This is a genomic window from Streptomyces sp. Wb2n-11 (assembly GCF_001049855.1).
Lineage (GTDB): Bacteria > Actinomycetota > Actinomycetes > Streptomycetales > Streptomycetaceae > Streptomyces > Streptomyces altiplanensis.
Genome location: NZ_CVPB01000001.1, coordinates 504,639 through 518,087 on the forward strand (window position 1 = coordinate 504,639; position 13,449 = coordinate 518,087).

Here is a 13,449-nt window from a genome sequence, read left to right on the forward strand (position 1 = left end):
GCGGGGCGGCAGCGCTGCCGTCCCGCCCGCCGGTCCGCGGTCAGAACGGCCGGTCGCCCGCGATCGCGACACGCTCGGCGACCCGGCGGTGCGGACCGTAGTCGTTCTCGTACGAACGGTCCGCCCATCCTTCCGGCACCCGCCGCAAGTCACGGGGGCCTTCGTACATGCCGTGGGCGGGGATGCGGTGCTCGCGCAGTACGGAGGGGGCGGGGCCGGATGCTGCGGCTGTCGTGGCTGTCGCGGAGGTGATGGTCATGGGTCTCCTCTGGAAGCCGGGCCGACAGGAGTGCGGACCGCCGCCGGCAACGACGGCAGGCACAACGGGCGGGGTGAAGAGCACGAAGAACGCGAAGAAAGACGACGACGGAGAGGCGGACAGGCGCGAAGCGGGCCGGCGTCAGACGGGGCAACGGCGCTCAGCGACAGAAACGGACCGGCGGGGACCCCACCCGGCCGCGGCGGCGCGGAAAGCTCTGGCCGCGGGGCGCGCACTCACCGCGGGGACCGCTGTGGCGGAGCTCCCCGGTACGGCGGTTCGAGTACGTTCCCACGCCGGGCACCGTAGCCCGGCCGAGCGACCGCTGTCCGGCAGGTGATTCACGGCATGCCAAGTCCTCGGCGCGCGCGAGGAGTCCGGCTCGTGCACGAGCGGTCTCGTCCTGAGGGTACGGCGTAGACGATCTACGCCCAACGCATCACCGTGCGTCACACGTGAAGCGCAACATGCGGCTGGTCGTACAACTCGCACACCGTCCGGCCCGTCAACCTGGTGCATTCACAGCCTCAACAACCGTCACTCCATCGGGTACTTCATGTCCGACAGCGGGCAGCTTGCCCAGACCGGCATCGGCACGGTCGTCATCGGCGGCACCGCCTACTACATAGGCGGCTGGATGGTTCTCGCCGCGGCCGTACTCGTCATCACGGGCGTGGTCCTGCTCCGCCTGAAGTTCCGGCCCGGGCGCGGTATGGGCGAGAGGTGACCGGCCGCCGCCGCAGAACGCCGGTGCTGGCTGCCCGCCAGCACCGGTCGGGCACCATTTTCATGGCCATCATCGTGCTGGCCGTGGCCGCCGTCTGGACCGCGCACCACACGCTCGTCGCGTCCGCGTACGACTCCACCACCACCGGCCGCCTGTCGCTCGTGTGGACCGCTCTGTTCGTCGTGTTCATGGTGCAGACGCTCATGTACCACCTGGAACACCCCCGCCGGCTCTCCGCCCGCGGCGCACGGCAGCTCTCGGGCCTGCACGTCGCGATCCTCATGCCCGTCCACAACGAGGACCCCGGCTGCCTCAAGCTCGGTCTGGAGTCCTTCCTCACCCAGACCCGCAGGCCCGACTCCGTGCACATCGTCGACGACGGCAGTACCTCCCCGGACTACGCGGAGGTCCGCGCCTGGTGGAACCGGGCAGCGCCCGAGGCCGGCGTCGCCTTCACACCTGGCAGCGGGTTCCCAACGCCGGGAAACGCCACGCGCAGGCGCACGGCGTGCGGGTGAGCCCCGAGGCGGACGGCTGCATCACCGTCGACTCCGACTCGTGCCTCGCGCCGAACGCCGTCGAGGAAGTGCTGATCCCGTTCTCCCGGCCCCGTGTCCAGTCCGTCGCCGGGATCGTGATCGCCACCAACAACCGGGCGAACCTGCTCACCCGCGTCACCGACCTGTGGTTCGTGACCAGCCAGCTGGTCGACCGCTCGGGCCAGTCCGCTGCCGGCGCCGTCATGGTCAACTCCGGTCCGTTGGCCGCCTGCCGGGCACCGGTGATCCGCGACAACCTCGACAGCTACCTGAACGAGACGTTCATGGGCCGTCCCGTGATGTTCTCCGACGATTCCCTGATGACGCTGTACGCGCAGGAACGCGGGCTGACGGTGCAACAGCCGTCGGCGATCGTGTTCACCGCCATGCCCGAGAAGTGGAGTCATTTCTCCCGCATGTATTTGCGGTGGATGCGGGGCTCCACCATCCGGTCGGTGTGGCGTATGCGCTACCTGTCGATGGCCCGTCCCGCGTTCTGGCTCCATCTGCTGCGCTGGTTCCAGATGTTCCTCACGCAGATGGTGACCGTCTGGCTGCTGGTCGTCGAGCCGGTCGCTTTCGACAACCTGCCGCCGGCCACGATGCTGTGGGTGCCGTTCATCATCGGCTGGGCCCAGGGGCTGCGCTACCTGGGCGTGATCCGCAGCGACGAGCGCATCCGCTCGCGCGCGCTGACATACATGGCTGATGATGCCCGCGGCGATCGTGCTGGCTTGGACGGCGCTGCGCTGGATGCGCTGGTACGGCATCGCCACGTGTGCCGCACCGGCTGGGGCACGCGGCAGAACGGCGCCGAGGTCTCCCTCGGCGGAGCGGGTGCCGCCGCCCCCGTGCCGCCGGCCCCGGCCCCGTCGTGGGGCCTGCGGTGCCCGCCGGACGCCACGCCCGCAGCGCGCCCCTCGCGCAGCTCCTCGCCCCGGAGAACGAGCAGACGTCGCGGATCGCACTGCACCGCAGGTAGCGGCGGCCGCGCCCGCCTCTCGGCCACACGGGTGAGACGACGCACCAGGTCATGGACCGGCCCCGCCCGGCCCGCTGGACCACCCGCTGGACCAGCGGCGGTGGCCGGGCCCCTTCCGCGTGGTGGCACTGCGGCCACGCTCACCGTTCCGGCCCCCTGCCGGCCTTCCAGCCCTCCCTCACGCCGGGCGAGGCGCTGGTCGGCGTTGCTCTCGGAATCCCGGTGCACGGCGACCGCGTACGCACCGGACTGCGGCCGGCCCCGGAGGGGGTCGGCACGGTGACGGGCACCTGGGGCATGCTGCTCCTGCCCAGGGGCGACACGGCGGACCGGGGCGCTTCCGTCACGTGACGGTTCCGGCGGCCACCGGTGGGCCGGCAGTTCCGGATCCGGGCCCGGAACCCCTCTTCGGCCCTTCCCGAATGGCGCAATAGCCCGAAATGCCTATTGGATGGAGCGAAGCGTGCGCCCTGATGGCGCACGACAACCGGAACGGTGTGTGCCACCGGAAGTTCGGCGAACGGAGCCGCGCCATGACAACCGACCCGACAATTCCCTCTACCGCGGACGACGACGACCGCTCGAAGCCGCCCGACGCAGTCGCCGCGTACATGGCCTCCGCCTACGCGGCCGCCGCGGAGGCCGGAACACCGGAATCGGCCCAGGAGGCGGGCGACGAGCCCATACGCACCCTGCTCTGGACGGCAGCCACACACCGGCCGCTGGACGAGGTCGCCGCGCTGGTGAGTCTGCTCCATCAGACCGGAGCGGTTCCCAGCCCCGGGGACGAGGCGCTGCGCGCAGCCGCCGTGGCCCGCCCCCTGGACGAAGTCCGGCAGCTGGTCGCCCTGTTGAACGAGCATCCGCACGAGGTCGACGAGGCCGGCACAACGCTGCGCGCCGCGGCCGTCGGCAGGCCGATCGAGGACGTGGCGCAGCTGGTGAGCATCCTCGGCGCCGACGACGGCGACCACCGGCACCCGGCCGGTGCGGCCACCGTCCACGAGAACCGGACCGCTCCCGGCGGCGAGAGGACACCGGACGGCCGCACCACCGGCGACCAGACCGCCGCGCCGCCCGTCGAACGACCGGACAGCAGTCCGGGGTGGCCCACGAACGCTCCTCAGAGCGCCGTCCCGGTCGTCGGCGACGTGCTCACCACCGGACAACAGCACGACGACACCTCGTCGGTCCTCCGTTCCGTACTGCGGTGGTCTGCGGCCCTCGCGCTGTTCGCCTGCGGCCTCATCCACCTGCCGACGGACTTCGCCCATCTGCGCTCCGGCGGATACGCGGACGCGCTGTCCGTCGCCGTCACCGTGTTCTGCCTGGTGCTCGGCATGTGGCTGGCCGTCCGGGACACGGCGCGCGTCTGGGCGGCAAGCGCCGCGACCGCGATCGGCATCGTCGCCCTGCACGTGCTGGCGAACATCGGGACCATGGACCTGCTGGAGAGCAGTCTGGGCGAGTCCTTCGCATGGGCGGACGCCGCGGCGGTGTCCTTCGCCGCGTTCGGCGCGGTCATCTCCTCTTCGGCTCTGCTGCGCCGCCAGAGGAAGCCCGACGCGACCAACAGCACCTGACGGACGGGCCCGGCCGGACCACCGGCCGGACCGTACCCGCCGGCCGCGGAGGACCGCGGCCGGCGGGTACGGGTGACCGCACCGCTCGGATGCGGTGGTCAAGAAAACCGCAGAACGAGCACATGACGCCCCTCCCATGAAGAGTCATCAGCTGTGAAGAGCCGTCAGCCCGGGCTGCGCACCGCCGTCCGGCACACCCTCCGCCGTTTCCTCACCCCCACCGCTGCCGCCGTCGCACTTGCCTCCGCCACTGATCTGCCGGTCCGGGCGCGGTGAACGTCGCCGGGCTGGACGCCGGAAAGGTCACGGAGAATCCGTTCCTACCGGGCGTCGTCTCCGGGGACCCGCTGCCCGGCAGCTGGGGATCGCCAGGAGCGGGAGCGCCACGGCTACCGCACGGCGCACAAGCACCCGGCCGGTGAGGATCTGGACCCGGTCGTCCACCTCGGTGAGCACCTCTACGAGTACGCCGTCGGCAGTGCGGTCGGCGCCCGCGGCCGCACCGACCGCCGGCGGGACGCTCGCCACAGCCGCCTCGTTCGCCGCCGAAGTCGGCGCACCCGGGCCCACCCCGGTCCGGACCGGCCTTCACCGGCACCCGTGCGGCGTTATCGCGTCCACCACGGGGGTACCCCTAACCACCGGCGGCCCCACAGAACAGAACCGGCCGTCGACACCGAGAAGTGAGGTGTACGCGATGAGCGAGAAGGAATCCCGGAATCCGGACCGTGAGGACCAGCCACGCAGGGACCTGGGGCCGGGCGCCCACTCCGGTGCGGAGCGCCAGGCGCAGGAGCGGATCGTACCCGGAACGGCGAGCGCGCACGAGGGCTATCCCGCGAAGGGCGGAACAGCCGACGGCGAACCCCTCGAGGGCGTGGAATCGTCCGGTGAGGAGGGCGTGCAGCGCTCCGCGGAGGGCAGCGCCACCGACACCCCCGCCGACCGCAAGCGCCCCAGGTGACCTCGGAAAACCGGAAAGGCGGTCTTTGTGATCACTGAGGAACACGTCCGGGATCTCCTGCGCCCGCGTGCGGACGACCCGACACTGGTCGTTCTCCAGGGCCGGGCACAGGTGGTCCCCGCGGCCGAACTGGGCACCGACCGCTACCGGGGCGCCCTGGAGGTGGCATCGGCCGGCGATCTCGCCCGGCGCATCGGTTCCCGTACGCCGTCCGACCAGGACATCGCCGCGCTGGCGAGCACGCTGGACGCGACCGTCACGGAACTCGGGGGCTGAGCGGCTCCCGCCCGTCCTCCGCTCCTGCTTTCCCTCCTGTCCCCCTCCCGTCCTGCCGTTCCCGTGCGGCTCGTTCCGGTGTGCACGCGGCCGCTCCGCACTCCCTCGCGTCCCTCGTCACCCGCGTGGCGTACCTGAGACGGCCGTCGGCCCGCCACCGCGTTCCACTGGAGACGACAGCGCAGGCACCGGGACGTGTGAAACCGGTTCACAGTGCATGGAGTGGAATGACAATGGTCCAAGTTTCGATCGTCGTGCCGTGCTTCAACGAGAGCGAGGTGCTCGAGGTCTTTCACGAGACCCTGGTCACCGCTCTCGAACCGGTCGGAGCGACCTTCGAGATCTGCTACGTCGACGACGGCAGCACGGACCGGACCACGGTGCTGCTGAGAGAGCTCGCGGGAGCGGATTCCCGGGTGCGTTACACCTCCTTCAGCCGGAACTTCGGCAAGGAATCCGCCATGCTCGCCGGTATGCGCATGTCCCGGGGCGCCGCGGTCGTCCTCATGGACGCCGATCTCCAGCACCCTCCCGAGTTCGTCCCCCGCATGCTGGAACTCCACCAGCACGGCTACGACCAGGTCATCGCCCAGCGCGACCGTACGCACGAAGGGGCCCTGCGGACCGCGCTCTGCCGCGCCTACTACCGCCTCGTACGGCGCTGCATGAACGTCGAGATCGTGAACGGGGCGGGCGACTTCAGGCTCCTGTCGCGCCGTGCGGTCGATTCCCTCCTGTCGCTCCCCGAAAGCAATCGCTTCTCCAAGGGGCTCTTCTCCTGGATCGGTTTCGACACGGTCAGCTTCACGTACGAGAACGTCCAGCGGGCCGCCGGGCAGTCCAAGTGGAGCGGCCGGCATCTGTTGAACTACGGCATCGACGGGCTGCTCTCCTTCAACAGCCGTCCGCTGCGTCTGGCGATCCACACCGGGCTCTGGCTCTTTCTGTCCGCGCTCGTCTACGCGCTGTGGATCATCGCGAACGCCGTACTGGACGGTGTCGAAACGCCCGGTTACGCGACGCTGATCACCGCGGTCGTCGCACTCAGCGGAGTCCAGCTGGCCACTCTCGGCGTCATCGGGGAGTACGTGGGGCGCATCTACGACGAGACGAAGCACCGACCGCACTACGTGGTCCGTGAAACGGACGAGTCCTCCGCAGCGCTTCCCTCCGGCCTCTCACTGGAGCCCGCGGGACGGACGCGGCTGGAGACATGACCGCTCCGGCGCTGCGTCAGTTCGCCTCCTTCGCCGCGATCGGCCTCGTCAACACGGCCGTCTACTACGCCGTGTACGCCTCGCTGAACATCTGGCTGCCCTACCTGGTCGCCCATGGTGTGGGCTACGCGGTGAGCATCGTCGGATCGTTCTTGCTCAACTCGTACGTCACCCTTCGTACGAGACCGACCTGGCGTGCCTTCGTCCGTTATCCCCTGTCGGGTGTGGCCAATGTCGTGGGCAGCGGAATCCTGCTGTACGTCGCCGTGAGCAAGCTGGGCATGGACGAGAACATCTCGGCCGTCGCCGCCGGTGTCCTCGTCACCCCGCTGTCGTTCCTGCTCGCCCGCTGGGCCATCACCTCCGGCGCTGCCGCCACCCGGTCCTCCGGGCCGCAGGCGCGGCGGGAGCCGCCGGGGCCGAAGGTCAGGGAAGCCGATTCGAGTAAGTGACCCGGTCCAGGTGGTAGTAGTCGGCGACGCACCCGGCCGGCCAGACGTTGCGTCCCTGACCGCCGAACGGCTCCAGCATCCCGCCGACGGACAGCGGCGTGTACGGCAGCACCTTCGCGCCCTTCGCCGCCCCGGCGCGCAGGTACTGGTCCTGGCGGTCCCACTTCTGCGCCCGTACGCGCATGTCGTGGCCCAGGTGGTGGAGCGGGGCGGCCAGCCCCAGGACGGACGCGGCGCACACCACCGCGGCGACGGCCGCCGCCGCGCGCGTGCGCCGCGTCCGCATGCGCAGGGCACGTCCCAGGAAGGCTCCGGCGCCCACGAGGAGCAGGACGTACAGCAGGAGGTAGTCGTTCCAGGTCCGTTGGGCGGTCATCACGCGTGCGCCGAAGACGGGGTAGGTGATGACGGTGCAGAGGTAGCCCGAGACAAGAAGGACGAGCGCTCCGAAGAACGTCCACAGGAGCGGCCTGCACGGCAGCAGGACCGGTGAAGGCCCCCGGCGGCCGCGCGCCAACAGACCCAGCAGCACTCCGGCCGCAAGCGCTCCGACGTACTGCCAGGTCGTGAAGACGGTCTCCAGGATGTGTACGTACCCGCGCAGCGACGCGATCAGCGACTCCGGGGCGAGCATGGAGGCACTCTCCAGACCGAACCGCTCGCGCCGTCGGCGCCCTCCCGGGGACACCGTCAGCACGATCGTGCCGATGACGGTTCCGGCCATGCCGGCCAGGGCCCAGTAGCGGGCGGCGGCCCTGGCCCGCTCGGTGAAGATCCATCGGCCGAGCAGCACGACGCCCGAGAGCACCACCAGGCAGACCACCGACGTCTCTTCGGAGAGCGTGCCCATGAAGACCCCGGCCAGCAGCACGACGACCAGGGCGGCGATCCTGCCCCGGCGGCTGCGCGCCCGCAGCAGCGGGATGGCCGCCGCGCAGGCCAGCACGGGGGCGATGGTGTGCGAAACGGAGGCGGCGGGCCAGTAGAACGTCTTGTACGTATTGGGGGTGGCGAAGAGGAAGACCGCCGTGACCATGGCCGCCACGAACAGGGGCACGCCGCGGGGAACCGTCTGGTCGGCCCTGCGCAACACCTGGACCGTCAGGGCCCACAGCAGGGTCAGCATGAGGACGCCGCTGATCAGGCCGAACCACTGGTGGCCGGCGACCGGGAACTTCGCGTACGCCCCGACGAGCAGGCCGTTGCCGATCCGGCCGTTGTCGGTGAGGTAGAACTTCTCGACCATCCCCCAGACACCGAGGTCGCGCACTTTGGGCAGGAAGCACCACTCGTCGGCGCTGGGACGGACGTAACGGCCCAACCACGAGGCCGCCGTGAGCAGCCCGAGCGGCAGCAGGGAAAGCCCCGCCACCCATGTGGCCGTCGACAGCCGGAGGAGGCTCCGGCCCCTCCCCCGCTCCGGACCGCCTCCGCCCGGTACCGGTTCGCGCGGGGTGGCGACACCCGGTGCAGCCGTCACAAGTTCTCCTGCCCTCCGCCTGGACCTGGAGGTGAAGTCCTCCACCGCACGGCATCGTGACCGGCCGCTGTTCATCCGCGCACAGGACCACGCCGCCGCGCGTCCGTTTGCCGTCCAATGGAGCAATCGGGGCGGTCCGGCGTGGGCTTCCGGTCCGTCCCCCCGGCCGCCGGCGACCGTGCGACGTACATGTGTGCGGTGAAGGGCCGGTCGGCGAAGATGTGGCTGTCACGTGTCACCCGTCAGAGCGAGGAGCGTCCGCGCAGATGCCCACTTCCGGTTCCGGTACACGGCCGCCGACGATCGCCGATGTCGCCAAGGCCGCCGCAGTGTCGCGGACGACCGTCTCGCACGCCCTGAACGGGCTCGGGAAGGTCGACCCGAGGACCCGCGAGCGCATCAAGAAGATCGCCGCCGACCTTGGTTACCGACCGAACCTGCGGGCGCAGCGGCTGCGGAGGGGGCAGGCGAAAGCCATCGCGCTCGCCTCGTCGATGCCCTTCGCGGTGGCCGGGGGGCCGTCCCGGCTCGGCTTCTACATGGAGGTCGCCGCCGCGGCCGCCGAGCGGGCGCTCCTGCACGACTACGCACTCGTGCTCGTACCGCCCGTGCAGTCGGGTTCGGCGCTGTACTCCCTGGACATCGACGGCGCCATCGTCGTGGAGCCCGACGAGAACGACATGGCCGTGGCGCAGTTGCGGGAGCGCCACCTGCCGTACGTCGCGCTCGGCCGGCCCGTGTCGCCCGAGGACGACGCCCCGTACGTCGATCTGCGCGGCGGATTCGTCGCCGAGCTGCTTCTGACGCACCTCCGGGAACAGGGGGCGCGCCGTCCGGCACTGATCATCGGCGCCGGTGCCCGCCACTCCGCGGTCGACGCCCGCGCCGCGTTCGAGCGCTTCGCCGCCGAACACGGGTGGGACCCGCTCGTCGCGACGGCTCCCGAGGAGGGCGGTGAGCAGGCCGGGTACGACCGCTGCGCCGCCCTGCTGGCCGCCCACCCCGGGATCGACTCCGTCTGCGCGCTGGTGGACGCCTTCGCGGTGGGCGCCGTCCGGGCGATCCGGGACAGCGGCCGCAGGATCCCGGACGACGTCATGGTCGTCACCCGGTACGACGGTCTGCGGGCCCGGACCTGCGAACCCCCGCTGACCGCCGTCGACCTGCACCTGGACCGGGCCGCCGCGGACGCGGTGGAGCTGCTGCTCGGCCGGCTGGGCGGCGCGGCGGCGGACACGGCGCCCGCGGTGGCGGTGCCCGCGCCGCGCGTGGTCCCCCGGGCCTCGTCGCTGCGCGTCACGGCGCCAGCATGAGCACCGCCCCGGAGACGAGGGCGAAGACCAGCACGAACAGGCGCATCCTCCGGGCGTCGAAGCGGTGGTGCACCAGCCGGCTCAGCCAGGCCCCCGCCGCGAGCGCGGGCAACAGCAGTACCGTCCAACCCAGTTGGGCCGGGCTGCCTTGTCCGGTCGCGAACAGCAGCGCGAGCGAGGCGACTTCGCCGACGAGGAAGCACGCAGCGACCGTGGACCGCAGCTCCGCCGGCGGGCGGTGCTGGTAGACCAGAGCGAGAGGCGGGCCGCCGACCCCCGTCGCGGTCTCCGTGAGTCCGGTGACGGCCCCGGCGGCGACGTACGCCCGCCGGCCGGGCGTGAACGCCGGAGCGGCGAGGCTGACCACCGCCGCCAGCACGGTCGACGCTCCGACGAACAGGCCGAGACTGCGGTCCGGGACGACCCACAGCAGCATGAGCCCGCCCGGTGTGGCCGCCAGCCGCGCGGCGGTGATCCAGCCGGCTCCGCGCAGGTCGAGGGAGGCCCGTTCGCGCCACGCGACGTACAGGTTGAGCGGGATCATCGACGCGAGTACGAATACCGGGACCAGACCGGGATCGAGCAGCCCTGCCACCGGTGCGACGATCAGTGCGAAGCCCAGACCGCTGCTCCCCTGGACGAACGCCGCGACGGCCACCGTCACCGCGAGGATCGCCGCCGTCTCCGTACTCACTGTGCCGCGCTCCGCTCCGCGCGGGCTCGGCGTGCGCGCGTGGAAGTGGGGTGGACGCGGATCACGGGGGCCCGCTCCACCACCTTTCGGCTCAATTCGGCGGCCCGCCGCACCAGCGCGGGACCGTCCCAGTCGGTCGGCTGCCCTCGCCACAGACGCAGCCGGCCGGCGACGAAGACCGCGGTGATCTGGTCGCGGTTGCCGCGCCGTACCAGCTCCCACGGCAGATCCCAGGACAGCCGCATCTCCGGTCCGCTCACGTCGACGAGCAGGAAGTCGGCGGCGGCGCCTTCGGCTGCTCGGCCGGTACGGGCGCCGAGCCCGACGGCGTCGGCGCCTCCCCGGCCCGCGTGCTCCAGCCAGGTCCAGCCCGCACCGCAGGAGGAGTCCCCGGTGGCCAGGCCGTAGGCGATGCGCTGCGCGAACTCGGCGGCCTCGGCCAGGCGGAACGCGTCCCCGCGGGTTCCGTCCGTGCCCAGCCCGAACCGGATCCCCCGCTCGGCCATGGTGGTCGCCGGGGCCACGGCGTTGCCCTTCCAGGCACTGGCGACGGGGTTGTAGCTCACCGCGGCACCGGATTCGGCGAGCAGGGTCAGTTCGCGCGGGGTGAGCAGGGTGGCGTGCGCGGCCAGCAACTGCGGTCCGAGCGCGCCGGCTTCGTGGAGGTACTCCAGCGGGCGCAGCCCGTGCTGCACGAGGGAGCGTTCCACGGCGGCGAGATGCTCGTTGACGTGGATCTGGACGACGGCTCCCGCGTCGGCGGCCATGCGGGCGGTGGCGTGCAGGGTGCGGGCCGTCGCGGCCTCCGGGACGGAGACGGCGAGGGACGGGTGGATCAGCTCCTCCGCGGCGTAACGGGCGAGGTGCTTCTCGGCGCTCGCGAGCACCGCCGAGGGGTCGCCGCCCGCGTCGGTGTCGTTGCAGACGAGGCCAAGCACGCAGCGGATCCCGGCGTCCCGGGCGGCCGCGGCCACGAGCTCCACGTCCACCGGCGCCCGGGTGCCGGCTTCGGCGACGGTGGTGAATCCGCCGCGCAGCGATTCCAGCGCGGCGAGTTTCGCCGCGACGTACACCGCTTCCTCGTCGAGGGCGCCTTCGAGGGGCACCCACAACCGCCGGAAGATCTCCGAGGGTTCACCGAAGGCCAGTGCCGCGCCAAAGGTCTGGGTGAGGTGGTGGTGGGCGTCGACGAAGCCGGGCATCAGGATGTGGCCGGGCAACCGGACGGGCGTCAGGTGCGGGTGGGTCCGCTCCAGTCGTCCGGCCGGTCCGACCGCGAGGAAGGCGCCTTCGGCGACGACGGCCGCGTAGTGGTCCATCGGCCCTTCGGGTGTCAGCAGCACGTCGGGCACCAGGAGCAGCGCGTCGTCGGCGCGCAGGCGGTCGGGGGCCGGGCCGGGCAGGGGCGACAGGTCTGGCAGGTCGGTCATCTGGCTCTTTCCGGTACGGGTCAGGAGTGCTGGACGGGGGTGGCGGGGCGGCTTTCGCCGGCCTGCGCGGGGACGGCGGCGGGCACTCGCTTCCGCGCGAGCCGCGGCCTTACGTGGTGGAAGAGGATGTTGAGTACGGCGGCGACGAAGGCCCCGACGGCGACGCCGCTTTCGAGGAGGATCCGGACGCCGGGCGCGAAGCCGCCGTACACGCCGGGGACGAGGATGGGCAGCAGCCCGAGGGCGATGGCGACGGCGCAGACGAAGGTGTGGGTGTGCCGGTCGAGGTCCGCGCGTCCCAGCATCTGCACGCCGAGCACCGTGATCACGGCGAAGACGACCATGGCGGTGCCCCCCACGACGGCCGACGGGATGACGCTGATCGCGCGGGTGACGGGCGCGAGGAAGCCGATGACGATGAGGACCACGCCGGCGGCGGCGGTGACGTACCGGCTGCGCACGCCGGTGACGCGGACGATGCCGATGTTCTCGCCGCTGGTCACCATCAGCGGCAGGCCGAAGAAGCCGCCGAGGAGGGACGTGACCGCGTCTCCGCGGATGGTCTTGGGGACGTCCGTACGCTTGTCGATCTCCTTGCCCACGGCCTCCGCGTTGATGACGGTCTGTCCGGTGGCCTCCGCCATGGAGGCGAGGCTGTAGAGCATCAGGGGCAGCGCGGCGATCAGGTTGAACTGGGGCGAGCCGAACGGCAGCAGCTGAGGGACGTTCAGGAGTCCGCCCCCGGCGGCGGGGCCGGTGTCCACGCTGCCGAGGGCGAAGGCTAGGGCCGTACCGGCGATCAGGCCGAGCATGACGGCGAGCTGCCGCAGCACCCCGGTGAACAGCCAGTAGAAGGCGACGGTGAAGCCGATCGTCGCGAGGCCGAGCAGGAGGTTGGTGGTGTCGGCGAAACCCGGCTGTCCGGGGCGGCCGGTGACGAGCAGCGCGCCGACCTTCACCAGGTTGACGCCGACGATGACGATCATCGTGCCGATGACGAGGGCGGGGAAGAACGCCAGCAGCCGGGAGAAGACGGGCAGCACGACGAAATAGAAGACGGCGGTGATGATCACCGCGCCGCTCGCGGTCGGCAGGCCGTGCTGTTCGGCGATGGCCAGGAAGAGGATGAGCGGGGCGCCGCCGGGCAGCATGACGAACGGCAGCCGGGGACCGCACTTCCACGGCCCCAGCGACTGGACGAGGGTTCCGACTCCGGAGAGCAGGAAGGCCGCCGAGAGCAGGTCGACGGTCAGACCGGGGTCCAGACGGAGTGTCGCGCTCATCAGGAAGATCGCCGAGATGGGGGTCGCGGCCATGACGAGGACGTGCTGGACACCGAAGAGCAGGATCCTGCCGATCGGGCGGGATTCGTCCACGGGGTGCGGCGTGGGAGAACCCGTGGGAAGGGACTGGGGGCGGGAGTCGGGAAAGGACGCGGGGCGGGGACTGGACACGTTCGAGCTCCGTTCGGCTCGCTCCGGCTTCGACCATGATCCGGCCCGGGACGGGGGCCAAATCGATTTGGCCAAATCG

The 13,449-nt window shown here is 71.5% G+C and carries 13 protein-coding genes and 1 pseudogene; 9 read left to right on the plus strand and 5 right to left on the minus strand.

What is annotated here, in order from left to right:
• Positions 1 to 106: 106 nt before the first annotated feature.
• Positions 107 to 259 (minus strand): annotated as a pseudogene (locus BN1555_RS02140) (taurine dioxygenase); the annotation flags it as partial.
• Positions 260 to 815: 556 nt separating this feature from the next.
• On the opposite strand from BN1555_RS02140, the gene BN1555_RS38775 reads away from it, so the two are divergent.
• From BN1555_RS38775 to BN1555_RS41505, 8 genes are all read left to right on the plus strand, one after another.
• On the plus strand, positions 816 to 986 hold the full coding sequence (locus BN1555_RS38775; RefSeq protein ID WP_176709920.1) for a hypothetical protein: 171 nt from the start codon (positions 816 to 818) through the stop codon (positions 984 to 986).
• 62 nt (positions 987 to 1,048) lie between these two features.
• Positions 1,049 to 1,504 carry a glycosyltransferase family A protein gene (locus BN1555_RS40005; RefSeq protein WP_255305832.1) on the plus strand — a complete coding sequence of 152 codons (456 nt, stop codon included), beginning with the start codon at positions 1,049 to 1,051 and terminating at the stop codon, positions 1,502 to 1,504.
• A complete protein-coding gene (locus BN1555_RS40010) occupies positions 1,495 to 2,790 on the plus strand; it encodes a glycosyltransferase family 2 protein (RefSeq protein WP_255305833.1) in 1,296 nt (431 codons plus the stop codon). The genes BN1555_RS40005 and BN1555_RS40010 overlap by 10 nt, the downstream gene beginning before the upstream one ends.
• Before the next feature lie 250 nt (positions 2,791 to 3,040).
• Positions 3,041 to 4,090: a hypothetical protein gene (locus BN1555_RS02150; protein WP_255305834.1), complete on the plus strand. Its 1,050-nt coding sequence runs from the start codon at positions 3,041 to 3,043 to the stop codon at positions 4,088 to 4,090.
• Positions 4,091 to 4,787: 697 nt separating this feature from the next.
• Positions 4,788 to 5,054, plus strand: coding sequence for a hypothetical protein (locus BN1555_RS02155; protein ID WP_255305835.1), 267 nt, complete (start codon positions 4,788 to 4,790; stop codon positions 5,052 to 5,054).
• Between the two features lie 27 nt (positions 5,055 to 5,081).
• Complete coding sequence (locus BN1555_RS02160) at positions 5,082 to 5,330, plus strand: hypothetical protein (protein WP_093797347.1); 249 nt, start codon at positions 5,082 to 5,084, stop codon at positions 5,328 to 5,330.
• A gap of 233 nt (positions 5,331 to 5,563) precedes the next feature.
• Positions 5,564 to 6,547 (plus strand): glycosyltransferase family 2 protein, encoded by a 984-nt coding sequence (locus BN1555_RS02165; RefSeq protein WP_093797349.1) that lies wholly within the window; start codon positions 5,564 to 5,566, stop codon positions 6,545 to 6,547.
• The gene (locus BN1555_RS41505) at positions 6,544 to 6,999 is read left to right on the plus strand and encodes a GtrA family protein (protein WP_093797351.1); all 456 of its coding nucleotides are present in this window, start codon (positions 6,544 to 6,546) and stop codon (positions 6,997 to 6,999) included. The genes BN1555_RS02165 and BN1555_RS41505 overlap by 4 nt, the downstream gene beginning before the upstream one ends.
• Here BN1555_RS41505 and BN1555_RS02175 read toward each other — a convergent pair.
• A complete protein-coding gene (locus BN1555_RS02175; protein ID WP_093797353.1) occupies positions 6,974 to 8,479 on the minus strand; it encodes a DUF6056 family protein in 1,506 nt (501 codons plus the stop codon). The genes BN1555_RS41505 and BN1555_RS02175 overlap by 26 nt on opposite strands.
• A gap of 266 nt (positions 8,480 to 8,745) precedes the next feature.
• On the opposite strand from BN1555_RS02175, the gene BN1555_RS02180 reads away from it, so the two are divergent.
• Positions 8,746 to 9,792: a LacI family DNA-binding transcriptional regulator gene (locus BN1555_RS02180; RefSeq protein ID WP_093797354.1), complete on the plus strand. Its 1,047-nt coding sequence runs from the start codon at positions 8,746 to 8,748 to the stop codon at positions 9,790 to 9,792.
• Here the strand turns inward: BN1555_RS02180 and BN1555_RS02185 are convergent.
• From BN1555_RS02185 to BN1555_RS02195, 3 genes are read right to left on the minus strand one after another with little or no spacing between them, the layout of a single operon-like run.
• The gene (locus BN1555_RS02185) at positions 9,776 to 10,486 is read right to left on the minus strand and encodes a sulfite exporter TauE/SafE family protein (protein WP_093797355.1); all 711 of its coding nucleotides are present in this window, start codon (positions 10,484 to 10,486) and stop codon (positions 9,776 to 9,778) included. The genes BN1555_RS02180 and BN1555_RS02185 overlap by 17 nt on opposite strands.
• Positions 10,483 to 11,916 carry an amidohydrolase family protein gene (locus BN1555_RS02190; RefSeq protein WP_093797356.1) on the minus strand — a complete coding sequence of 478 codons (1,434 nt, stop codon included), beginning with the start codon at positions 11,914 to 11,916 and terminating at the stop codon, positions 10,483 to 10,485. Before BN1555_RS02190 ends, BN1555_RS02185 begins: the two co-directional genes overlap by 4 nt.
• 20 nt (positions 11,917 to 11,936) lie before the next feature.
• Positions 11,937 to 13,292: a uracil-xanthine permease family protein gene (locus BN1555_RS02195; RefSeq protein ID WP_093797358.1), complete on the minus strand. Its 1,356-nt coding sequence runs from the start codon at positions 13,290 to 13,292 to the stop codon at positions 11,937 to 11,939.
• Between the last annotated feature and the right edge of the window lie 157 nt (positions 13,293 to 13,449).